We start from the raw sequence: 23,783 nt of genomic DNA, 5'->3' as shown, positions 1-23,783 counted from the left end.
TTGTCATTATTTGTGGTATACTTAGGAGGCGGTCTGTCATTGCAGATGTTATAACGCAAAATATATCACTATATAGAAACGGAGTTTTATTTATGACAAAAAAAGACGTACTTGAGATAAGACACCTGTTTGCTCCAAAGGAATGCTCCATAAGCAAGATCCGCGGATGCTACGTGGACGGAGACTGCAACAAGGTGGCGACCATCAACGAACAGTTTCTCACCATGCCGGAAGAAGAAACATACAAATATTTTGAAATACTGAAAAAGACTTTATCAGGAAGCATTGGCAAGAATCTTGTCACCATGCCATTTCCTACCTCACAGGAGTTTGAAGGCGGCACACAGGAATTCCTGAATAAACTCAGAAAGAGCAAGCTTGAGAACGATGAGCTGATAAATGAGTTCTATGACAAGGTCATCGAGAACTACGATTACACCGGCAACTACCTCATACTGCTCATCCACGATACATATGATGTTCCGGGCAAGACAACCGACGGCATCATGATGGACGATGCATCAGACGAGGTGTATGACTATATCATGTGCTCCATTTGCCACGTCAACCTGTCCAAGGCGGGACTCAGCTACTTCGACGTTGAAAGCACATTCCACAACAGAGTCCGCGACTGGGTGGTCGACATGCCGGACATAGGCTTCCTGTTCCCGGCATTTATCGACAGGAGCACGGATATCCACAACGTTCTGTACTACACCAAAAAGCCGGAGGAGCTTCACGACAGCTTCATAAGTAACATCCTTGGCACTTCTCTTCCTATAACTGCGGGAGAACAGAAAGATGTATTTCAGGAGATTGTTGCTGAGACTCTGGGAGATGACTGTAATTACGATATGGTAAGAACCATCCACGACAATCTGAACGAGATGATAGAACAGAGAAAGGACAGTCCGGAACCGCTTACTCTCTCAAAAAACACTATAAAGAACCTACTGACAGAGAGCGGAGTATCAGACGAGAAGATGGCAGATTTTGACGCCCACTACGAGAAGGTAACCGCTGCGGCAGCACCGCCTGAGCAGCCATCTGAGAACCCGGAGGATGAACCGGCCATAGTTGTACCGCGTGAGAAGTCAACTGTCATGTACGCGACAAATGTTGCAAACACAAAAACATTTGAGGTAAAGACTCCTGATGTGGTCATCAAGGTGAATCCTGAGAGAACTGATCTGGTAGAGACCATGGAGATCGACGGAAGGAAATGCATCGTCATCCAGATATCCGATCAGGTCGAGGTAAACGGAATACCTATCAACAACAAATAACAAAGGCACAAAAAAGGACCACCGGCAGCAACAAAACCGCCGGTGATCCTTTTTTCTATCTGCCCTACTGTTTGAGCATCTTCTTTTTCTTCAATATAATAGCGATAACTATGCTTATCACAAGTATGATACCGCACACTATCTCAAATCCATATGGTACATTCGCAAATGGCATCCACTTCGTGCCCACATTCATTCCATACACACCGGATATAACTGTAGGCACAGCCATGACGATGGTTATGGCCGCCAGAAACTTCATGGCGTTGTTCAGTCTGTTGTTGATGATGGTCGTCATGAGCTCTCTCGTACCACTTATGATATCCCTGTATATCTGTGTCATCTCGATGGCCTGCTTGTTCTCCACCAGAACATCGTCCAGCAGTTCCTTATCCTCCGGGTACTGCTTGATCCTGCCGTATCTTGTCAGCTTGTCAAGAACTACTCCATTCGCTCTCAGTGATGTGGCGAAGTATACGAGGTTGGACTCCAGCTCGTGAAGATCTATGAGATCCGCATCCTCGGTCTCCTCCTGGATACGCTGCTCAATAAGGGTTCTTCTTCTGTCCATGACTCTCAGATAATACTGGTATGTGGTACAGTTCCTGTAAAGTATCTGGTACATGAACCTCATCCTCTTCTTGGTGCTGAACTCTCTCACCTTGCCCTCCATAAAGGCCTCAAGCACAGGAGTCTCCTCGGCGCATATGGTGATGATGCAGTCTGCAACCAGTATGATACCAAGAGGGATTGTTGTATATGCCTCTCGTTCATTTCTTATCTCTATAGAAGGAATATCCACGATTATCAGTGTGTAGTTGTCCTCCACCTGAACACGTGAGCTCTCCTCGTCATCCAGTGCGGCTCTGACATCCGCCAGATCTATCTCAAACCTCTCGGCTATGCTCTTACTCTCATCTATTGTTGGCTTAGTCATGACTATCCAGGCACCAGGACCATATTCCTGTATTTCACTCAAAATTCTGTCATCCGTTCTGTACAGTGTGATCATTCCCTGCGCCTCCTGCCACATAGATTACAGCATGCCTCAAATGCACATTACCGCCTGATAATATTAACATAAAAAACACGGCCTTTCAACAAAGTTTTGTGTAAAGACCGTGTAATATCTATGTTAGTCAAGTGCCTTCCTGTGAGCTACAGTAACTGTCTCCTCATAGCATGAGAATGCTTCCTCAACCTTCTTCTGGTCAGGCTTCTTTGTGAACAGACTCACAATAGGAACGATGATAAGTCCTCCAACCATGGCAACCGCACCGCAGTTGATAGGTGACTGCATCATTGCAGGGAACTTAAACAATCCCCATGTGTTGCTTATGAAGTTCAGTGTCATGATTCCTGTTCCCCATACAAAACATGTCCAGCAAGCTGCAACAGTTGTCTTCTTCCAGTATAAGCCATACAGGAACGGAGCGAGGAACGCACCTGCTATAGCGCCCCATGAAACGCCCATGAGCTGTGCTATGAATGTGATACGGCTTGAGTACTGCACGATGGCTATGACAGCCGATACGGCAACGAACATGACAAGCATGATCCTCATGATAAGTATCTGCTTCTTCTCATCCATCTTAGGCGCAATGACTGGCTTTATAAAGTCTATTGTAAGCGTTGAGCTTGATGTAAGAACCAGAGATGAAAGTGTGGACATAGATGCTGAGAGCACAAGTATGACCACAAGGCCCATAAGGGCTGCAGGAAGCTTCTCAAGCAGATGTGGAATGATAGCATCAAATCCCTCTGTCGCAACATCTGTACCTGTGAGTCTTCCAAATCCGCCGAGGAAATAACATCCTCCGGCAACTATCGTAGCAAAAAGTGTCGACACAACTGTACCTGTCTTGATGGATCTCTCATCCTTGATGGCATAGAACTTCTGTACCATCTGTGGAAGTCCCCATGTTCCAAGGGATGTCAGCACGACAACACAGAACAGATTGAATACGTCAGGTCCCAGGAATGATGCAAATACACCCGGTGTATCTGACACTGCAGGATCATTTATCCTTGCCAGGCTGTCAAGTGCTCCTGTGAGTCCGCCGTAGTTGTTGAGTACCGCATATATGACTGCCACGATTCCCACCAGCATGATGAGTCCCTGGATGAAATCGTTGATAGCAGTCGCCATGTATCCACCAACGATTACATATATACCTGTAAGGGCAGCCATGACGATTACGCATATCTTATAGTCAACATTGAACGCCATTCCGAACAGTCTTGAAAGTCCGTTGTACAGTGACGCTGTATATGGAATGAGGAAGATGAAGATGATGATCGACGAGAAAAGCTTCAATGACTTGCTGGAGTATCTCTTCTCGAAGAACTCCGGCATAGTTCTCGTGTCAAGCTCCTGTGTGAGCAGTCTTGTTCTTCTTCCGAGAACTACCCATGCCACCAGTGAGCCAAGCAGCGCATTTCCAATTCCTATCCATGTGGAAGCAATTCCGTACTTCCATCCAAACTGTCCGGCATATCCAATGAATATAACCGCTGAGAAGTAAGATGTTCCATAGGCAAATGCTGTGAGCCACGGGCCAACGCTTCTGCCCCCAAGAACAAATCCATTCACATCCTTTGTGTGTTTTCTCGAGTAAAATCCAACTCCAAGCATGATTGCAAAGAAAACAACAAGCATAATAACTTTGAGTACCATAGTATCCTCCCAATACATTTTTATCCGCGGTTTGCTTTATCACATCAAAGCGTGTCAACTTTAAAGTTTTGCGGTTTAAATTGCTATGTCTGATTATAAGTTATACCCATACCATAGTCAAGAAATATCCACAAAAAATACAGCGTGCGGCAATCGCTACACGCTGTATTTTTTATTGAGATCTAATCAAGTTCATCTAAATCATAAAAATCATCCATACTGTAATAATCCTTGTCATCGTGACTTGTTATACACACCAACTCTTCCGGTTCATAATCATCACATAAATGACTATACCCCATTCATTTGATATCTGCTACATATAATTCTTGTACATAATATAAGCAAAATATACCGCATACACAGCCAGCATCACTATTCCGCCCGGCCTGGTGAGCTTCTTCTTTCTGACGCTGCACACCCAGAGGAGAACAGCAGCCACTATTGCCATGATGCCATCCAACAGGAAGTTCTGCTCAAACTGCACTGGGGTTATGAGCATTGTAGTTCCGGCAACGAAAAGTATATTGAATATATTGCTTCCAACTATGTTGCCTATGGCAATATCTGTCTGCCCCTTTTTTGCCGCTGTGCATGATGTCACAAGCTCAGGAAGAGATGTGCCAAATGCCACTATTGTAAGACCTATGAGTCTCTCTGTCATACCGAGCTTTCCAGCTATATATGATGCCGCATTTACAGTGAAATTACTTCCGACCACGACCAGCGCTAATCCTATGATTATAAACAGTATAAGTCTCGGAGTCTTATCCTTCTCCGTGAGTTCTATAGAATCACTCTCGCTGTTGCCATTCTTCGCGCTGATGATCAGATATACCAAAAATCCAATAAACACTACATAGAATATCACACCCTCAAGTCTGCTGAGCACACCATCAAAATATCCCATGCAGAGTATCATGATCGATGCCACGATAACAAATGGTATATCTATCCTAAGTGTATTTTTCTTTATAGGAAGTGCTGCTATGAGTGCTGTCACTCCAAGGATGACAAGTATGTTAATAATGTTGCTTCCAAGCACATTTCCAACAGTGATCCCGGCTCCCGCAGGCGAAAGTGCCGCCTTTATGCTGACAGCTGCTTCTGGAGCACTAGTTCCCATGGCAACTATTGTTAAGCCAACTACCATCTCTGGTATGTTGCATTTGACAGCTATTTTAGACGCACCATCTACAAATACATCCGCTCCCTTTATCATAAACACAAATCCAAGCACAAGAAGCAGTATCTGACCTAACATTTTTAATATCTCCATACATTCCCTCCATTGTATATATGCTACATTTTTACCTCAGCTATATAAGCAGCTTTTCTATCCCTATCATGTGGCATATGACGTATTACAGATCTCTTCTGACAATTATCATGCCCGCAACGCTGTCCAGCAATTCCTCAATTCCAAGACCTTCCGCTTTGATATTGATATGGCAGTACTTCTCATAAAGCTTTGTCCTCTCATTATACAAATCTTTCAGAGTCTGTCCATCCTTCAGCACCACGCCTCTTCTCTTGATATTGCCAAGTCTGTTCGCTATCTCCTCATATGGAAGATTGATATATATAACTGTATCCTCCGCCATGTATTTCTCCATGGCATCAGTACAGTACACAGCGCTTCCACCTGTGGCTATGACTGCATGTTGGTCTGTGATACCCTTGTTCACATCATTCTCTATCTTTAAAAACCCATCATCGCCATACTTTGCTATGATCTCCCTGAGCAGCATTCCCTGACTGTTCTGTATGAGAATATCTGCATCGATGAACTTATAACCGAGAACCTTTGCCAGAAGAACCCCTATAGTGCTCTTGCCCGCTCCCGGCATGCCTGTAAGTACTATGTTGTTCATTTCTCTTTTACCTCCGGTATAACTGATACTTCGTCCTTGAGCGTCTTGAGAACAAAGTGCGTTTCAGTTGCTGACACACCCTCATATCCCTTCACAAATCTATACACCTCGTCCAGACCTGCAGCGGAATCAGTCACTATCTTCAATATAAAGTCAAAATCTCCTGTCATATAGAAGCATGCGACTATGCTGTCATTTGTCTGTATAAGCTGTGCAAATTCATCATAATATTTCGGATGCTTCAGTCTCACTTCCATGATGGCTACCATCTCATTGCCCAGCTTTTTCTGGTCAACCTCAATGGTATATCCCTTTATTACCCCGCTGCTCTCCATCTTCCTTATTCTCTCTATCACGGCCGAGACAGAGAGATTGATCTCTTCACTGATGGCCGATGCTGTAAGTCTCGCATTGTCCTTCAGGCATCTCAGTATCTTGTAGTCAATGTTATCCATTAATTAAACCTCTGTATAATAAAATTAGATTACTCCCAAACATTTTAACACAAACACCCACAGAGTCAACGTCACTGACGATAATAATGTGGATAAAACGATAATATTCGATGACAGCACATAATCATTGTCCATATTCTTCGCCATGATGTATCCCGACACCGTAGCCGGTGCTCCAACCATTATAAGTATAGCAACTATCTCACTCGGCCCAAAGCCCATACCAATGGCAACCGGAAGGAATATGACAGGAAGAATCACAAGCTTTATGACCGTTGCCACAAGTGACGGCTTGAGCCTGGTCAATGCCTGCTGTGAGTCAAATCCAGCACCTATGGCTATGAGCGCTATAGGAGTCGCCGTCTGTGCTATATAACTGATAGTTCTTGTCGGTATGGCTGGTATCGGTATGTCAAATACAGAGAACGGGACTCCAAGCAATATTCCTATGATGATCGGATTCTTCAATATATTGACGAACGCTTTCTTGATACCAGCTGTTCCTCTCTGTCTGTCGTTCCCGCCAAATGTCAGAGCTATTACAGATATAATATTGTACATCGGCACCGCTGACACTATCATGAGAGGCGCCATGCCCGAGTTGCCACAGATATTCTCCACAAATGCAACGCCGAGAACCGCAGCACTTCCTCTTGCTCCACCCTGCACAAATGCACCGATCATGGTTCTGTCCTTACAGTATATCAGTGCAAACACCCATACCAGCCCAAACATTATGATCGTTCCAAAGAAGCAGAACAGAACAAACTTTACATTGAGGTCGTCCAATATGGAGGTCGTCGCAATATCCCTGAACAGCAGAACCGGAAGGGCTACCTTGAACACATATTTATTCGCCACGTTGGCGAACTCTTCTGTTATAATATGTATCTTCATCAGAAACCATCCCAGAAGTATCACCAGAAATATCGGTATCGTTGCATTTATGCTGAATATAAAATTATCCATTACTACACATCCTCACAATTTTCAATTTTTTTCAAAATACCTATTGACTTTCGCTCCTATAATGCATATAATGCAAAAGTCGGTTTGATGAATAGGCGATAACGTCTGATTCAATATAACACATCAGCAACTGATTTTCAAAAAAAAATTAAAAAAGTTGTTGACAAGCATCACCGACTTGTGTATAATAGGTTTTGCGTTGGTCGCAAAGGACTAACGGGGTGTGGCTCAGCTTGGCTAGAGCGCTTGATTTGGGATCAAGAGGTCGCAGGTTCGAATCCTGTCACCCCGACTTATAATCCAAAACACTGTTAAGCATTATGCGGGTGTAGTTCAATGGTAGAACACTAGCCTTCCAAGCTAGATACGTGGGTTCGATTCCCATCACCCGCTCTTTATTTTCGCTAACATATACATATAGCGGGAATTGGTACGTGTCCGTAGCTCAGCTGGATAGAGCAACGGCCTTCTAAGCCGTGGGTCGGGGGTTCGAATCCCTTCGGGCACATTTTTGTATCTTAGCTACTACTACTGTTAGCAGGCTAAGATATATTTTTATAAAATAGCAATTATTTTATAAGCCTATGGTGGGTATGGCGCAGTTGGCTAGCGCGCCAGATTGTGGCTCTGGAGGCCGAGGGTTCGAGTCCCTCTATCCACCCTTTTTCTTTATCGCACATATTAGCGATGCTATTGGGTTATCGCCAAGCGGTAAGGCACAGGACTTTGACTCCTGCATTCGCTGGTTCGAATCCAGCTAGCCCAGTTATTAAAGTCCAGACTTATGGGCCATTAGCTCAGGCGGTAGAGCACTTGACTTTTAATCAAGTTGTCCGGGGTTCGAGTCCCCGATGGCTCACTATTTCCCTTCTGATATGAGGGGCTATTTTTATTTTATGAAGAATTAAGCGGATATGGCGGAACTGGCAGACGCGCTAGACTTAGGATCTAGTCCTTCGGGGTGCAGGTTCGATTCCTGTTATCCGCATTTTTTATACCTTTTATCATGACGTTTCGTCCTATCTTCCATTTTTTTAGTAGATGACAAAAAAATACGCTCTATCCTCAATGGATAGAGCGTATCTTTATACTACCATATTCTTCTATATAATACAGTACGAATTACTCAGCGTCTGCCGCCTCGGCTGCTTCTGCTGCTGGCTCTGCCTCATCTGTATCTTCCTCATCATCGAAGAAGTCATCGTCGAAATCATCGTCGAAGTCATCATCAAAATCATCAAGGAAGTCTGGTGTAAGATATGAATATACTGCATATGCAATACCTGCAATAGCAGCAACGGCACCAATGATAACCAAGATCACAAATAATGTGCTCTTTGCCTTCTCTTCTGTTGCATCGCCTTTAACTAAGATTACGTCACTACTCTTCATCGTTACATTCCACCCTTTCTTAACCCTGTAACGGGTTTCATTATATTATATTGATTTGAGAGAAGAAACATACAGTTATTATCTCCCAACACATACCAAAATTATAGCATACGGTTTTGATTATTTCTATATGTATTTTATAAATAAATCTAACATGCGGTTTAATTGACTACTCGCATTTTTTGAGCTTTGCAAACGAAGCAAACATCTTCCTGACACCGCATCTGTCGAAATTCACTGTAACCTCGTAATCCTTATCGCCCTTCTCCAAAGCCTCCACAGTACCCGGACCAAACTTAATATGTCTGACTCTGTCTCCAACAGCATAATCCGGCTTGCCAACACTGTTTACCACAAAGGCTTTGCCGAACGAAGGCTGGGAAGACGGCTGCCCGTATGACTGCTGTTTTGCATAGCTGCTGTATGGATTCTTCTGTCCATAGCTTCTGCCTGAGGCTGCTCCAGCGGTTCTTCCACCGCTATAGCCGGCATATGTATCACCATATGAACTTCCATACGCATCTCTGCGTCCTTCACCTCTGTTATATCTGTCGACAGACTCCGACTCTCTTCGCTTTGCCATATTCTTCATATCAGCTTCATGCTCAAACAGCATAGGCGGGATCTCTCTTATGAATCTGGACACATCGCTGTACACCCTATTACCATGCATCATTCGTTCCTTCGCCGCACTCAGGTACAGCTTTTTCATGGCTCTGGTTATACCCACGTAACACAGACGTCTCTCCTCCTCAAGAGCATCGGGATCATCTGAGTTGAGTGCAATTCCACTAGGAAATACTCTGTCCTCCATTCCGCATATAAATACGTATGGGAACTCCAGACCCTTGGCACTGTGGAGAGTCATCAGCTTGACCTGATTGTCATCCTCCGACATGGCATCGAGGTCAGACACAAGCGCTATCTCCTCCAGGAACTCGCTGAGCCCTGCCTCCTCATTATCCTCTGTGAATTCCACCACCTTGTTGCGGAGTTCATCGATATTCTCAAGTCTAGTCATGGCCTCCTCTGTGTGCTCTGCTATGAGCTCTGACTCATAACCCGTATCCTCAAGGATCCTGTCGTACACCGAGTCAAGGCTCTCACCATCCGCCAGCATATCCCTGAATGATGTGATAAGCTCCGCAAACTGCCTGATCTTGGCCGAGGTCTTGGCAGCCATTCCCGGTATCTCGTCAGCTCTCGCCGCAGCATCCATCATCGACAATCCATACGCATCCGCAAATGACTCAACCTTGCTGAGACTCGCCTCGCCTATACCTCTCTTCGGAACATTTACCACTCTCCTGAAGTACAGGTTGTCAGTGGAATTGTTGATGACCTTGAGATATGCCAGAACATCCTTGATCTCCTTTCGGGCATAGAAGTTTGTGCCGCCATATACTCTGTATGGTATGTTCGCATACACCATCTTCTCTCCGAGCACACGGGACTGTGCATTCGTCCTGTAGAGGATAGCTATATCCCTGTAGTCCACTCCCTGTCTGACAAGAGTCTTGATACGGCTCGCCACCATATCTCCCTCTGCATATTCCGAATCGCACTGCTCAAACGAGATCTTCTCACCGGCATCCTTATCCGTCCACAGAGCCTTATCCTTACGGCCTGCATTGTGCTGTATGACTGCATTCGCTGCGGCAAGTATATTGCCACAGGATCTATAGTTCTGTTCCAGCTTGATAACCTTCGCATCCTCATATTCCTTCTCAAAGTTCAGGATATTGGTTATATTCGCTCCTCTGAACTTGTATATGGACTGATCATCGTCTCCCACCACACACAGGTTCCTGTATTTTCTCGCAAGCATCTTGACCAGCAGAAACTGTATGTGATTAGTATCCTGATACTCGTCAACCATGATATATCTGAATCTATTCTGATATGTATCAAGGACATCAGGATTGTGCTCGAACAGCTCCACCGTCTTGTAAATAAGATCGTCAAAGTCCATCGCATTGTTCTTCTTAAGACGACTCTGATACTCAGTGTACACCTCTGCAGCCTTTGTTCCTGCATAGTCTGCAGCATTCTTTTTTGCGAATTCATCAGGTGACAGATACTTCTCCTTGGCCTTGGATATCTCCGCCATGAACATCTTCTCGGGATACCTCTTCGGGTCTATCTGAAAATCCTTGAGTATACTCTTCACCGTACTCTTCTGGTCATCCGAATCATATATATCAAAGTTCTTGCCATAGCCGATCTTATCAGCATATCTTCTGAGTATCCTTACACACAGCGAATGAAATGTGCTGACCCATACCCTGTCAGCTCCGTCCCCAACTATCAGATCAACTCTCTCCCGCATCTCACGGGCCGCCTTGTTGGTGAATGTGATCGCCAGTATGTTCAGAGGATTAACTCCTTCGTGCTCCATGAGATAGGCTACCCTGTGTGTGATAACCCTGGTCTTTCCGCTTCCTGCTCCCGCAAGTATGAGCAGTGGCCCATCCACATGCTCACAGGCCTGTTCCTGCATATCGTTAAGTCCTGCCATAATTCCTCCTGTATCCTGTGACGTAAAAAACGCCGTTATATATACCAAACATATGTTTTATTCCATCTGCCTAGTATATCATAACAGCGTTTATTTGAAAATATCATTATTCAATTATAATGTATTTGTCTTTAGATCAGCTTCGTTCCACAGTTGCCACAGAACTTCGCACCGTTAGTTGGCTGTCCACAGTTAGGACAGAACTTTGGAGCTGTTCCGGTTCCTGCTGTCTGTGTTGCTGCATTGTTCATCTGGTTCATAGCTCCGGCCATCTGACCTGCCATAGCCATTCCCATCTGCATTCCTACCATGGCATTTGCCATATCCGTTGCATTGCTTCCGGCTGTTCCTGTACGGCCACCCCTTGCCATGGAATCAACCATATTCACCTGCTGGAATCTGTTCATATCCCCTATCATAGAATACTCAGCAGCCTGATCAGCACGCTTCTGTATATTCTCAGGATATGTAAACTCGCTTATTCTGAAATCAGTTATCGTAAGTCCGATTCCCAGAAGTTCCATGTCCAGATCTTCCTTGATACCCTTAGCTATATCAACGGAATTGGCCATAAGATTGAATACGTCTCCGCCAACCTTTGTGATCCACTTCATCAGCAGTCCGTCCAGGATACCCCTTATCCTGTCTCTTATGTCATCGACTGTGAACTGCTGCTTTATACCTGCAACCTTCTCTATTAGAACATTATAATCGTCTATCTTGAATGAGAATTTACCATTTGATCTCACAGGAAGTCCGCCCGGAAGTCCCGGTGCCTGAAGTCTGATCGGTGAACTGGTTCCCCAGTTACATGTAAACTCTTTTGTATTCACAAACAGAACCTCTGCGCGAAGTCCTGAATTGAATCCGAACTTAAATCCCTTCAATGTTGAAAGGAATGGTATGATCTGTGAATCAATAGTGTAGTTTCCAGACTCGGTAAATATACCTTCAACCGCTCCGTTATAAAGGAATATAGCATCCTGTCCCGGTTTGATTATAAGCTTTGAATCCTTCTTGATCTCTCTATTTGTCCACTTCCAGAAGATGACGTCATCTCTGTACTCTTCCCATTCTACAACATTAGCAAACTGATTTGAAAATAAACCCATGTAGTGCACTCCTCTCTGTTCTGCAATATGTTTGGAATATTATAATCCCATCTTTGCCTTAAGTGCTGCAAGCTCATCCTGAACGTCTGCATTTGGAGCTGCATCATACTTGCTTGCAAGATCATCTATTGAATCTGCGCTTGATGAATTGAGCTCGCTCATTGCATTTGCCTTGTCAAGCATAGCGTCTGCCTTTGCTTCCATTCTTGAAAATGCATCAAGTGAAGCTGATGAATCGCCGATACCGCTCATCATCTTGTTCATACGCTCCTGAGTCTTAGCAACCTGAACCTTTGCCTTGATAGTCTCTTTTCTTGCATTGAGATCGCTGACATCCTTTGTGAGCTTGTCATGCATCTGTCTCATCTTGGCTGCGTTAGCTGCTGCTGCATCATATGCCTGCTGAAGAGCTACCTGCTTCTGCGTGAGCTGGTTCTTCTTCTCGAGGAACTTCATTGCATCGCCCTCGTTACCTGCTACAAGTGCCTTCTCTGCATATGTCTGCATCTTTGCGATCTCTGCGTCACACTCATCAAGCTGTCTCTTGCATCTCTGCTCCTCTGCCATAACAGTTGCAGTCTCTGACTTAACCTTTCTGAGATCCTCCTGAAGGTCTCTGAGGTACTGATCTATCATCTTCTCAGGATCCTCTGCCTTGTCAAGAAGTGCATTGATGTTTGATGACATAATGTCCTTAAATCTCTTTAAAATTCCCATAACTTTTTACCTCCGCGTTTTAGGTTGATTTATTTGTATATAATATTAAATGTTGCCTCCTGTCGACGACACCACCATTATATGATCTCCCATGCTCCGGCGCAATACCATGCATGCTGTGTTGCTGCATCATATAATGTGCTATTCGACACGTTACCCCCTGTAAAGTATCAGCCGCCAACTTATCAGGCTTTAATATTCAAAACTAGCGCGTCCCCTGCATGTTGCACGAAACTTTTATACGACTCCGTCATCCACGTCATCATAGGCATCGGATATACGTCCGCCTATTCTGAAATCAGGTCTGCCGTTCTTGTCTGAGTCGCTTCCCTTGGCACTCGCATCCGTTATCGACTCCTCAAGTCTCACCGGTGTTCTGTCTCCAAAGCGTCTCATCTTATCGTCATGATCACTGTCTTTTATGACATGTATCGAAGAATCCGCATCGTCAGTCTCCCTCTGGACACTCTTGACCGGTTCCCTGGATGCCTTCACTCGGATTGGTTCAGGCTCCTTCTTATCTTCAAAATCGAACTCCCACTGAACCATCTCCGGCTCACCGTTCTTATCCTTGTGCTCCTCATCCTTGGCTTTGTTCTTCTCATAATACAGCTCATTCGCCAGAAGCTGGCTGATCTCCAGTATATCGGCATAGCGCTCCTGCTTCTTCATATCCATGAGACCTTCCATGAGCTCCTTCTTGTTGTTCTCAATGATCTCAGATTTCTTTCTCAGAGAATCAAGGACTCTGTCGCTCTCCATGCTTATCATATTATATGCCTGGTTCACGGTCTCGTTGATCTCCATCAGCATCTCATTTGTATAAATGATAGATGCCGCATATATCTCGTTGGCCGTTCTGAGCGCCTGCCTGTCCTGCTTGCCAAGGCTCTTGACATTGCGGTCCACAAAGAGCGGGCTTGGCTTTGTAAGCCTGATCCTGGATGCGGTCTCCTCGGCCTCTGCGATGATCTCATCGGCCTCCTGCTCTGCCTCCTTGATGATCTTGCTTCTCTTGTCTGTGATCTCATGATATGCCTTGAGTTCCAGATCTATAGTAGTCTTGAGCTCCTCAACGATCTCAAGAACCTCTTCCTTGTTGACCAGTACCTTACCTGCTGCAAATGGAACGTTCTGTCCATCTCCAACTATATCCTGTATTCTATCTAAAAGCTGTTTAGCTTTTCCGTTCTCCATAATAGTGCCTCCATCGCAACTTTTCTATCTCATAAGTATACGCTAGTTTATTTTAGCATCTTTCATATGGCATTTCAACGTTAATCTATCGCCGGTTTCACATCATCTCTCGGAAGCCCAAGGAAATCCTGTATAAGATGTCTTGTAAAAAGCCGTCCTTCCTCGCTCTCAAATATACGCTCAGGATGCCACTGGAAGGCAAGTATGCTCATCGTCGGTGATACAAATGCCTCGACAGATTCATTCTCCTCATCGACCACTATCGGATAGAACATCGTCGACAGATTTTCCAGATAGACACAGTCGCTGTGGAAGTTGTTTACCTTGATATATCTGTCCGTCTTGACTATCCTTGCCATGTGGTCTGTGCCTCTGGGTCTTGGCACCTTAAAGCGCGCGGAATAACTTATCTTACCGCCAAACAGCGCATTTATGTGCTGCATTCCCCTGCACACGCCTATCACTGGGATCTCATTCTGGACGCAGTACATTATGAGCTGCTCCTCTAGCGCATCACGGTGCGGCTGCAGCTCTGCATTGTGCGGCTCCACATAATGTCTCGGATGGAGCGTTCCGCCCCCTGTCACTATCAGGAGATCAAACTGTTCATCCACTATCTCATCAAAGTTTTTTGTAAAGTTGGATACCGGTCTGAGTCTTATTCCAAGGCTCTCATAGAACTCCACATAAGCAGCCTCGAGAACGTCCGTATATTTTCCATACATATTGTGTCCTTCCCGCTGTGTTATAAGTGCATGTAACATAAAACCTATACCCCCTTTGTTATCTTACCGTGTGCACAGTCGAGCGTCACCGTCTGCTGTTTTTCCACGAAACTGTATATGCAGTCTCCGCAGCCTATTGCCGCCGGGATGTTGAACTCCGCACACCTTATCGCCATGTGGGATGCAACTCCGCCGTATTTCGTTATAAATCCTTTTATCCCCTTTGCAAATATCCAGTCGTATCCCGGATCCGCCTTCGGGAGAACTACTATCTTATCCTGAACGTCAGCCACATCCTCGTGATCCTCATTCTCATAATTTTCAAGCAGGAGAATGTCACCCGTGACGCATTCAGATGTTATGAAGTTAGGTCTGGCCTCCCATATCTCTATGCATTTTAACTGCAACGGATCATATATGACATCCGGCAGTATAAGCATGGACGCCCTCTGGAATTTCTTTTTGTTCTGATCTATGATCTTTCTCCATATATCGCCTGTGAATTCCGCAGGTCTGTTCACCATAAGCTGAATATCCGGCACCTCAAGATATGCCATGTCTTCCTTGCTTATGCCAAGTTTATCGCCTATATCTATAAGTATGTCTATGGCAAGGCTTAATGTCTTGGTGAACTCGAACTTGAAGAATTCCCTCTCCTCCATGGAATCCTTGAGGAAATCCAGGAATTCCCTGAGGTCCACATAAAAGCCTATATCCTCAAGTGCCTCCATGAGCTTAACCGAATCCAGAGGATTATGCTTAAGCTCCTCTATGGTCTGCCTCTGCTTTCTCGCAGCAGCGCTTCCCTTGGACAGGTCGAACTCGCGCTGGGCGTATGTCTCGCAGGTTATGTCGTATGTGCCCGAACGCAGATGTCCATATTTTTCATCAAATGTAACTCTTGTTATCCTGCCGTCCACCAGATCCTGAAAGTCAGAATCGTACTCCGACGCAACAGTATATATCGACATCATAAAATCGTCTATCTCTTTGTCCGTAAAATATCCTCTGTACACAAGGGATCTGCTAATCGCCTTCGATATGAATGCCAGTCTCGCCTGTCGCGCAAATTTCGGGGTTCCGTAATGCTTTATGCTCTCTATGAGCTGTACAAAATACTGTATCAGCGTTACCACATCATTGTGCGCCATAAGCCAGTTGCTTCTCGTATTCTCACGGTGGACACGAAGGCCGTTAAGAGCCCTGAGATCCTTCATCCTGTTTCTATTGAAATTGCATATCGCATTGTTTGTCAGATTGAACAGTGAATCCGAGAGGTCCGCAATCTCCTCCCTGGTGAACCCGGCTTCCGTCAGTGTCCCCAGCTTGTCCTCCGTTGAGAAGTCATATTCGGAAAATGCTATCTCAAATTCTATCTTGTCATGGGCGGTCGGATCATCTATAAGCTTCTTATCGTAATACTTCAGAAGCTTCGCCTCCAGCCTGTCATCCAGTTCATCCGGCATCAGCCCCAGGAACGACTTCTTAAGAGATATGTACGGCTTGTTGCCAAGCTTATACATGAGGTCTCCATCCACCTCTCTGTAACCAATGTAGCTGAGTCCCTGATTCCATGCCGCAGACGTGATGATCTCCCTGTACAGGGAATAGTCAAGCGGATGGGGATTTTCACCTATGATCTCCGCAGGATTCCAGAATGCCATATCCGACAATATGGTGTTCCTGTCCCCAACCAGGCTGCTGATCTCCCTGTATGTATCCTCAGCCTCCAAAACAGTCCTGAACACCTCTTCGTCATCGACATCGGAGTGAACACCATTGATGCTGGCTGCAAGAGGTCTCATCTGAAATATCGTGACTGTATTGTCCTCATCTATTGCGAACTCCACATCCAGTGGATATTCAGGGTGCATCTCCTCCAGCTCACGCATGGATCTGATGAGCGCAGCCCAGTTCGCCGGCAGCTCATCACAGTCCACATTTCTGATTATGTATACCGTCTTTCCTCCCCTTCCGCTTGTAACCGCGTCTGTGGATGAATCATCGTAGGTTATCGTATAATATGGCCTGTCCTTCTTGATCTCCCTTGAAAATATAACGCCGCTGTAGCTGATATTCGTGATCTGTCTCTGTATGAGAACCTGTTCGCCGGACACATCGTCCAGATCACATTTATATGAATCCAGCACTTCCCTGACTGCCCTTACTACCGCTTCTCCGTCTGAAGGGTCCACTCCCAGAATACTCTCATAGTGACCGGCATTCGAAGTGTTGAGTCCGTCTTCATTTGAGGACGAGCTTCTGACCACGATATACCCTCCGGCAAATTCTTCTGCTATCTCCGCCGCAAGTCCATACGGATCGGCATCAAGCTCAGCTCCGGTTACTATCTTCAGCTTTTCCACTCTCGAATACTTCAATTTTCCATACAGGCTCTTAAGAACATCAGCCTTTGAAGAAATCCTGTCTGTCATGTTGCCTCCTTATTAAAAAAAGCTGCACTTAGTGTATACTAAAGTGCAGCTTACATCAATTTCTTTTTATATGTAATTGTACCGTTCTGTGATCTACTTCACTGTGAGAAGGTCGTCCACTGACTTTCTAGGTGGCATCTCCGGTGCAAATGCAGGATAACCCATAGCCACAACTGCGGCAACGGTCTGTCCATCAGGAATACCAACTATCTCTCCTACCTTTGCATCGTCAAATATTCCGAGTATGACTGTTCCAACGCCCTTATCATGAGCGGCAAGACAGAATGTCTGGGTTGCTATACCGGCATCGAACATCTCCCACTCGCTGCCCTTGCTTGTGCTGAACTCTCCTGACTTCTCATAGCCACATATTCCGTCCTTCTTGGTGACTATCATGAGCTGCTTCGCTCTGCTGACTGTCTTCTGGTTGAGAGGGAAATTCATAACGCCCTCTGCAGCTATCTTAGCGATGATCTCCGGATCCTCCACAAGTGTATATCTGATAACCTGTGTATTCTTCCATGATGGCGCATATGACGCCAGCTCAACAATCTCTCTGACTGTGTCAACACTCACCATCTCATCTGTAAACTTTCTCACACTTCTTCTGGTCTTGATACATTCTACTGCGTTCATACAATGTCCTCCTGGTGTAAAATCTTATAATAATCCCTGGATATATAATATCCCGCTCGTGAACTTGTCACCGACGTTATTCACGTAATTCCTGTATTCCTTATAGTCTATATAATACTTCTTTCCCCATGAAGATACAACAAGATATTCTCTTCCTTTTATGGTGCACACTCCTGTAACAGTCACATAATGTGAGTGGACATTCTCCCTGATGGAGCTCTTCAGCTCACCGTCCTTGTCCACATAAAGGCTGATACCCTTCTTGCCAAATGGATTGTATCTGTTAGGTCCTATGGCCAGTATGACCGGCTTATTCTTTCTTATGAGATGTCTTATATCTCTCAGCATCGATTCATCGGACTGCATCATCTTCCACTTTGCCTTGAGCCCTATGTCGTTCAGCATGAAATATCTGTTCATCGTATGCTTGAGTGCTATTCCCAGCATACCCTTGTGCATGAGAAGTATCACGTAGTGCACATAGAAAAATCTCACATACTCAAGATAGTCATGCTTGTTGTATAAGCCTTTTGGCTTGTTGATCTTTCGGATGGCATCGGTCATCATATTCGGATTCTGCTCAGCAAGATACATCGTGAGGTCTGCCATGGCTATAACACCACATCCGACCTTCTGCATCTTCTTTGACTTTGACCAGTTCTGATTGCCGCCGTAGCTCACCAGATTCAGATTCTTTATCTTCACATAATCTCTATTAGTTAAATATACATCTTCCATTGTTAGTCCTTTCCAGCGCTGTGTGCGCCATATGCCTGAAGTCATATATTAGTCTGCTCGTCTTTGCTATAGATTATATCATGAATCGCAATCCACATCAAGCATTCTTAACTGTGTTAAATAGTTTTAAAAACTACATTCGTTGTTTTTTGATTATTTTCACTTTACTTTTTGCCGGTGATTTGTTATAAGATTATATGAGTTGGATAAGTGATCGCGGCTGCATTTTTGCAGGTGAGGAAAGTCCGGGCTTCACAGGGCAGGATGCCGGATAACGTCCGGTGGAGGCGACTCCCAGGCCAGTGCAACAGAAATATACCGCCATATTCGTATGGTAAGGGTGGAAAGGCGAGGTAAGAGCTCACCGCTGCCATGGTAACATGACAGGCTCTGTAAACCCCATCCGAAGCAAGACCAAATATAGCTTCTGCAAAGGAGCTTGTGGAATGATACAGTTGCCCGCTGCATTCCAGGTAGGTTGCTTGAGTTTTATGGTAACATAAATCCTAGATAGATGATCACTCTCGACATAACCCGGCTTACAGTCCAACTCATTCCCTTTCATAGTATTTTTCTTATATTTTGAACAAAAAATACGGCACGGAGACATTTGTTTTGCCTCTGTGCCGTATTTTTGTATTGTTGGTTATTCTTTATCCTTGTGTGAACCTTCATCATATCCTGAAGCATCCGCCACCTATAAATTCTCTGAGTATGGAATTTGCTGGTATGTATTCTGTGTCTATGTCGTGGAACATATCTATCAGACGCAGAAGTCTCGCCGCATCCTGGTAATGCTCTGAAGTCTCATCTACCCCGAGCAGCAATGGTCTCGCCTCACGCCGTATGGCGGTATATTCGTACAACAGTCCCGAGTTAAACATCTCATCAGCCTCGCTCTCATATGGGAAGATATATTTCTCCTCTCCCCTTCTGACTGAGCTCCACATGGAAAGTGTCTTCTCCACATCGTTCCCTCTGGTCCTGCTGTCTCTGACTATTCTCCTGAGCAGTCTGCTGTCTATGGTTGAAACCTTTGCCGGCTCGCCGTCCTCACCTTCAACGTACAACTGATTAAGGGGACTTATGTATATCTTGTACTTGTCTTCATCCGCCAGTCCGTATGTCATCTTCGGGTTAAGCGAATGGATTCCTTCCATAATGATAACATCATTTTCACCTATTTTGAGAAGGTCCCCATGATATTCCCTCACTCCGGTCTTGAAGTTGAAAACCGGAAGCTCTATCTCTTCACCGTCCAACAGCCTTGTCATATCCCTATTAAGTGTTTCAAGATCCATGGCCTCCAGGCACTCGAAATCATAGTTGCCATTCTCATCCTTAGGATTGTCTTCACGGTTCACAAAATAGTTATCCGCAGCTATCGCATGTGGTCTGAGTCCCATGGCACGAAGCTGGATACTGAGTCTGTGGGAAAGTGTTGTCTTGCCCGCCGAGCTCGGCCCGGATATCAGTATTATCCTGCGCTTCTGTTCGGAAACTTTTCTGGCTATCTCATACATGCAGTTACTCTGCATAGCCTCGCATACCAGTATGAGCTCCAGTCCCTTTCCTGAATCGATCATCTCGTTCAGCCTGTCGATCGAATCGATACCGACTTTCCTCGCCCACTCCTTTGCAGTTGTCTTTAATGATGTTATACTTCTCTGCTCATCACCCATATAAATATCTACTCCATATCCGATATAAGTCTCAATGCCTCTTCCATGCATTCCTTTTCATGTGTGAGCTCACCGGCACGCCGTCTGGCATTGACCGTATCCGCCTTCTTCAGTCCATCAAGGACTTTTCCGGTCGAATCAAGCTTATCCCTCAGATACTCTCCGAGGATCTTGTCATGATTATGTATGAGGTAATATCCGTATTTATAATATACTTCATCCATGGCTGACTTATTACCAAAATCCTGTGCTGTCACATCCACGTTCAGTACAACGTAGTATTTGCCAGCATCTATCAGCATTTTTTCCTCTGTGATCTTCCAGCCATTCTCTGCGATGTACCTTCTCAAATGCTCTGTCTCCGACTGGGGCTGCAACACGAGCTGACCGGCTGACTGTACCACATCCATGCCGGCTTCAAGTATATCCGTTATGAGGATTCCTCCCATGCCGGCTATTATGATGGAATCCACCTCACCCGGAGAGATGGTTGCAAGTCCGTTTCCGAGTCTCAGATCAATACGGTCTGTCATATTCCATCTGGCTATATTATCCCTGGCTATAGCACACGGACCGGTTCTAACATCTGATGCTATGACCCGGTCCGATATGCCATTTGCCACAAGGTATATGGACACAAATGCATGGTCGCATCCAATATCACACACTCTGCCGCCGGGCTTTACCATGTCGGCAACAGTCTTCATACGAAGTGACAATTCTATATCTTTCATAATTATTATCCTCGCACCATCCATGCCAGATCGCGCGGTCCTCTCTGCTAGTTATACAGGAAATCCTTGAGCTTTCTGCTTCTGTTAGGATGTCTCAGCTTTCTGAGCGCCTTTGCCTCGATCTGTCTGATACGCTCTCTTGTGACATTGAACTCCTTGCCGACTTCCTCAAGGGTTCTTGGTCTTCCGTCATCCCATCCAAATCTGAGCTTTATAACTCTCTGCTCTCTCTCTGTAAGTGTGCTGACTACCTCGTCGAGCTGCTCGTGCAGCAGTGTCTGGTTTGTCGCCTCAACAGGTGTAGGGATACTCTCATCCTGTATGAAATCTCCAAGATGGCTGTCCTCCTCCTCACCGATAGGAGTCTCCAGTGATACAGGCTCCTGTGCGATCTTCATGATCTCCTGAACTCTCTCCTTTGGAAGTCCCATAACCTCTCCGACTTCCTCTGGAAGCGGCTCTCTGCCGAGCTTCTGAAGCAGATCTCTGCTCACTCTGGTAACCTTGTTGATGGTCTCAACCATATGAACCGGGATTCTTATGGTTCTCGCCTGATCTGCGATGGCCCTTGTGATGGCCTGTCTGATCCACCATGTCGCATATGTTGAGAACTTGTAACCCTTTCTGTAATCAAACTTCTCCACGGCCTTGAGCAGACCGAGGTTACCCTCCTGTATTAGATCGAGGAATAACATTCCACGTCCAACATATCTCTTGGCTATACTTACAACAAGTCTGAGGTTGGACTCAGCAAGCTTCTTCTTTGCCATCTCATCGCCTGCCTCCATTCTCTTGGCAAGCTCTATCTCCTCCTCCGCGCTGAGCAGAGGCACCTTTCCTATATCCTTCAGGTACATCTTGACAGGATCCTGTGTTGTGCTTGATATATCACCTGTATCTGTGAAATCTATCTTCTCAACATCCTCGCCCTCAGCGATCACGTCCTCGTCAAGTGTTGGCTCCTCCTCATCGTCATCTGTTATCTGAAGTATGTCCACACCGTTCTTTTCAAGGAAATTGAAGATCTTCTGCATGGTATCCAGATCAAGGGCAACCTCCTTGAGATCGTTAAAATGCTTGATGAGCTCTGTGTCCTCTATAACGTTCTTCTTGCTGTGAGCTATGTCAAGCAATTCCTGAAGCTTTGTGTTGAACTTTGCGTTGATCGCATCGTCCTCACTCACCTTGATCATATACTTGTCTTCATTTGAATTGATCGCATCCATTGTACTCATATCTTTCCTCCACATAATGTATTGTTTATTTCTTATAAAATAACTTTAAACTTTTCTATCTTTTTCCTGTCCTTGATGAGCTGCTGAACCTTCATCATGTCATTCTCGCTCTCAAGCTGTTTTTTTATGCTGGCAAGCTTTATCTTTTTCACGACCTCGGTTATGGCATTGCCAACCTCCTCCTCGGTCATGTCTATCGCCAGATCTGTCTGGAGCATGCCTGCCACCAGTCTCTGTTCCTCCACATCCTGGAATGTGTTCACCACCACAGCGGGCTCAACCTTGTGCTTCTCCCTGTACTGTGAGTACAGCTTGTCCGCTACGGTCCGGTATATTCCCGGCTCAAAGTCCGCCTCACTCACCACGCCGTCAAGTCTGGCAAACAGCTCCGGCCGGTTCACAAGCCATGTGAGCAGCAGCTTGGCGGTCTTATTATCCTTTGTCTCAGGTCTTCCCGGAGCTCCCGCGCTCTGGTCTCCCGGGAACTCTTCATAGCCCTGCTGTTCCTGGAGTCTGCGGGTCTCCCGCTCCACTATCTCCGGCTTTGCCGTGCCCGCAACACCGTAGGCATGTACCTTCGCGGCAAGGGCATCCTTGTCGATCACATATTTCCTCGCTATGGCATCGACATAATTATTTCTCTCCAGGTCGTCCTCAATATATGCCAGTTCCCTCGCTATCTGGTTCTGGAACTTGGTCAGCTCACCCGGATCGCTCTGGTCATATTCCTCAGAATATATCCTTGCAAGGAACATCATTCCGCTCTCAGCTTTCTTTATCCTCTCCTCAAATGCCTCGCTTCCAAGGTTCTGTATGAACTCATCGGGATCCTTGTACGGTCTCATATTGATGACCCTTGCGCCGACTCCGACCTCCCGGAGAATTGCTATGACCTTCTTCGTCGCCTCCACGCCTGCGCCGTCACTGTCGTACGCCAGATAAACCTCATCGGCATATCTCTTTATTATCCCAGCATGTCCAAATGTAAATGCCGTTCCAAGGGATGCCACGGCATTGTCAAATCCTGCCTGATGCATGGAGATGACATCCATATATCCCTCACAGCATATAAATCCTTTTCTCCTGCTCCGCCTTGCTATGTTCATGGCAAACAGCGTATGGCTCTTGTCGAACACCGCAGTATCACTGGTATTTATATATTTCGGTTTTCCATCGCCCATGACTCGTCCGCCAAATGCGATGACCTTGCCGTTTATATCCAGTATCGGGATCATGGCTCTGTTCCAGAACTTGTCCACACCACCTTCCTTCTCACTGATCTCAACAAGTCCCGAGCCCTTCATCTGATCATCTGTATATCCCTTGCTCTTCAGATACCTGTACAGATCATCCCTGTATATATCTGAATATCCAAGCGCAAATTTATTTATCGTCTCATCA

General features: G+C 45.5%; 20 protein-coding genes, 7 tRNA genes and 1 other RNA gene. 9 read left to right on the top strand and 19 right to left on the bottom strand.

The window, feature by feature from the left end; genetic code table 11:
• Window positions 1-92 precede the first annotated feature (92 nt).
• Window positions 93-1,286 (top strand): DUF4317 domain-containing protein, encoded by a 1,194-nt coding sequence (locus tag OCV54_RS07265; RefSeq protein ID WP_015533946.1) that lies wholly within the window; start codon window positions 93-95, stop codon window positions 1,284-1,286.
• 64 nt (window positions 1,287-1,350) lie between these two features.
• Here the strand turns inward: OCV54_RS07265 and OCV54_RS07260 are convergent, their stop codons facing one another.
• The 6 genes from OCV54_RS07260 to OCV54_RS07235 all read right to left on the bottom strand — a co-directional run bounded on the left by OCV54_RS07260 (window position 1,351) and on the right by OCV54_RS07235 (window position 7,261).
• The gene (locus OCV54_RS07260) at window positions 1,351-2,298 is read right to left on the bottom strand and encodes a magnesium transporter CorA family protein (protein ID WP_015533947.1); all 948 of its coding nucleotides are present in this window, start codon (window positions 2,296-2,298) and stop codon (window positions 1,351-1,353) included.
• A 123-nt stretch (window positions 2,299-2,421) separates the two neighbouring features.
• Window positions 2,422-3,963: a sodium:solute symporter family protein gene (locus OCV54_RS07255; protein WP_055223271.1), complete on the bottom strand. Its 1,542-nt coding sequence runs from the start codon at window positions 3,961-3,963 to the stop codon at window positions 2,422-2,424.
• A 316-nt stretch (window positions 3,964-4,279) separates the two neighbouring features.
• Window positions 4,280-5,242 carry a calcium/sodium antiporter gene (locus tag OCV54_RS07250; protein ID WP_015533950.1) on the bottom strand — a complete coding sequence of 321 codons (963 nt, stop codon included), beginning with the start codon at window positions 5,240-5,242 and terminating at the stop codon, window positions 4,280-4,282.
• 85 nt (window positions 5,243-5,327) lie between these two features.
• A complete protein-coding gene (locus OCV54_RS07245) occupies window positions 5,328-5,837 on the bottom strand; it encodes a shikimate kinase (protein ID WP_055223268.1) in 510 nt (169 codons plus the stop codon).
• Window positions 5,834-6,292: an Lrp/AsnC family transcriptional regulator gene (locus tag OCV54_RS07240; RefSeq protein WP_022215931.1), complete on the bottom strand. Its 459-nt coding sequence runs from the start codon at window positions 6,290-6,292 to the stop codon at window positions 5,834-5,836. Before OCV54_RS07240 ends, OCV54_RS07245 begins: the two co-directional genes overlap by 4 nt.
• Before the next feature lie 24 nt (window positions 6,293-6,316).
• Window positions 6,317-7,261, bottom strand: coding sequence for an AEC family transporter (locus OCV54_RS07235; RefSeq protein WP_022215932.1), 945 nt, complete (start codon window positions 7,259-7,261; stop codon window positions 6,317-6,319).
• Window positions 7,262-7,478: 217 nt separating this feature from the next.
• Here OCV54_RS07235 and OCV54_RS07230 point away from each other — a divergent pair.
• From OCV54_RS07230 to OCV54_RS07200, 7 genes are all read left to right on the top strand, one after another.
• Window positions 7,479-7,553: transfer RNA gene (locus tag OCV54_RS07230), tRNA-Pro, on the top strand.
• Between the two features lie 30 nt (window positions 7,554-7,583).
• Window positions 7,584-7,654: transfer RNA gene (locus OCV54_RS07225), tRNA-Gly, on the top strand.
• Between the two features lie 41 nt (window positions 7,655-7,695).
• Window positions 7,696-7,769 (top strand) — tRNA-Arg (locus OCV54_RS07220).
• 79 nt (window positions 7,770-7,848) lie between these two features.
• A tRNA-His gene (locus OCV54_RS07215) sits at window positions 7,849-7,922 on the top strand.
• A 33-nt stretch (window positions 7,923-7,955) separates the two neighbouring features.
• A tRNA-Gln gene (locus OCV54_RS07210) sits at window positions 7,956-8,027 on the top strand.
• A 20-nt stretch (window positions 8,028-8,047) separates the two neighbouring features.
• Window positions 8,048-8,120 (top strand) — tRNA-Lys (locus OCV54_RS07205).
• Between the two features lie 49 nt (window positions 8,121-8,169).
• Window positions 8,170-8,249, top strand: a tRNA-Leu gene (locus tag OCV54_RS07200).
• Between the two features lie 134 nt (window positions 8,250-8,383).
• Here the strand turns inward: OCV54_RS07200 and OCV54_RS07195 are convergent.
• The 9 genes from OCV54_RS07195 to OCV54_RS07155 form a co-directional block, all read right to left on the bottom strand.
• Window positions 8,384-8,653 carry a hypothetical protein gene (locus OCV54_RS07195; RefSeq protein ID WP_015533951.1) on the bottom strand — a complete coding sequence of 90 codons (270 nt, stop codon included), beginning with the start codon at window positions 8,651-8,653 and terminating at the stop codon, window positions 8,384-8,386.
• Window positions 8,654-8,822: 169 nt separating this feature from the next.
• The gene (pcrA, locus tag OCV54_RS07190; RefSeq protein WP_055223266.1) at window positions 8,823-11,171 is read right to left on the bottom strand and encodes a DNA helicase PcrA; all 2,349 of its coding nucleotides are present in this window, start codon (window positions 11,169-11,171) and stop codon (window positions 8,823-8,825) included.
• 131 nt (window positions 11,172-11,302) lie between these two features.
• Complete coding sequence (locus OCV54_RS07185) at window positions 11,303-12,283, bottom strand: SPFH domain-containing protein (RefSeq protein ID WP_055223264.1); 981 nt, start codon at window positions 12,281-12,283, stop codon at window positions 11,303-11,305.
• A gap of 39 nt (window positions 12,284-12,322) precedes the next feature.
• Window positions 12,323-13,000 carry a PspA/IM30 family protein gene (locus OCV54_RS07180; RefSeq protein ID WP_015533954.1) on the bottom strand — a complete coding sequence of 226 codons (678 nt, stop codon included), beginning with the start codon at window positions 12,998-13,000 and terminating at the stop codon, window positions 12,323-12,325.
• A gap of 237 nt (window positions 13,001-13,237) precedes the next feature.
• A complete protein-coding gene (locus OCV54_RS07175; protein ID WP_015533955.1) occupies window positions 13,238-14,197 on the bottom strand; it encodes a hypothetical protein in 960 nt (319 codons plus the stop codon).
• An 80-nt stretch (window positions 14,198-14,277) separates the two neighbouring features.
• Window positions 14,278-14,961 carry a gamma-glutamyl-gamma-aminobutyrate hydrolase family protein gene (locus OCV54_RS07170; protein ID WP_015533956.1) on the bottom strand — a complete coding sequence of 228 codons (684 nt, stop codon included), beginning with the start codon at window positions 14,959-14,961 and terminating at the stop codon, window positions 14,278-14,280.
• A 5-nt stretch (window positions 14,962-14,966) separates the two neighbouring features.
• Window positions 14,967-17,357, bottom strand: coding sequence for a PEP-utilizing enzyme (locus OCV54_RS07165; protein ID WP_055223262.1), 2,391 nt, complete (start codon window positions 17,355-17,357; stop codon window positions 14,967-14,969).
• A 93-nt stretch (window positions 17,358-17,450) separates the two neighbouring features.
• On the bottom strand, window positions 17,451-17,993 hold the full coding sequence (locus OCV54_RS07160; protein ID WP_055223260.1) for a nitroreductase family protein: 543 nt from the start codon (window positions 17,991-17,993) through the stop codon (window positions 17,451-17,453).
• A 24-nt stretch (window positions 17,994-18,017) separates the two neighbouring features.
• Window positions 18,018-18,731 (bottom strand): hypothetical protein, encoded by a 714-nt coding sequence (locus OCV54_RS07155; protein WP_055223258.1) that lies wholly within the window; start codon window positions 18,729-18,731, stop codon window positions 18,018-18,020.
• 198 nt (window positions 18,732-18,929) lie between these two features.
• On the opposite strand from OCV54_RS07155, the gene rnpB reads away from it, so the two are divergent.
• Window positions 18,930-19,289, top strand: an RNA gene (rnpB, locus tag OCV54_RS07150) — RNase P RNA component class A.
• Window positions 19,290-19,405: 116 nt separating this feature from the next.
• Here rnpB and OCV54_RS07145 read toward each other — a convergent pair.
• The 4 genes from OCV54_RS07145 to OCV54_RS07130 all read right to left on the bottom strand — a co-directional run.
• Window positions 19,406-20,413, bottom strand: a complete 1,008-nt coding sequence (locus OCV54_RS07145; RefSeq protein WP_015533961.1) for a uridine kinase family protein — start codon at window positions 20,411-20,413, stop codon at window positions 19,406-19,408.
• A gap of 8 nt (window positions 20,414-20,421) precedes the next feature.
• Window positions 20,422-21,147, bottom strand: coding sequence for a tRNA (adenine(22)-N(1))-methyltransferase (locus OCV54_RS07140; RefSeq protein ID WP_015533962.1), 726 nt, complete (start codon window positions 21,145-21,147; stop codon window positions 20,422-20,424).
• Window positions 21,148-21,194: 47 nt separating this feature from the next.
• On the bottom strand, window positions 21,195-22,382 hold the full coding sequence (gene rpoD, locus OCV54_RS07135; RefSeq protein ID WP_022216124.1) for an RNA polymerase sigma factor RpoD: 1,188 nt from the start codon (window positions 22,380-22,382) through the stop codon (window positions 21,195-21,197).
• A gap of 32 nt (window positions 22,383-22,414) precedes the next feature.
• A partial coding sequence (locus OCV54_RS07130; RefSeq protein ID WP_055223256.1) for a DNA primase occupies window positions 22,415-23,783 on the bottom strand: 1,369 nt, incomplete at its 5' end.

Origin of the sequence: Coprococcus aceti, assembly GCF_025567285.1 — a bacterium.
Lineage (GTDB): Bacteria > Bacillota > Clostridia > Lachnospirales > Lachnospiraceae > Coprococcus > Coprococcus aceti.
This window is presented reverse-complemented; position numbering and strand designations above follow the sequence as displayed.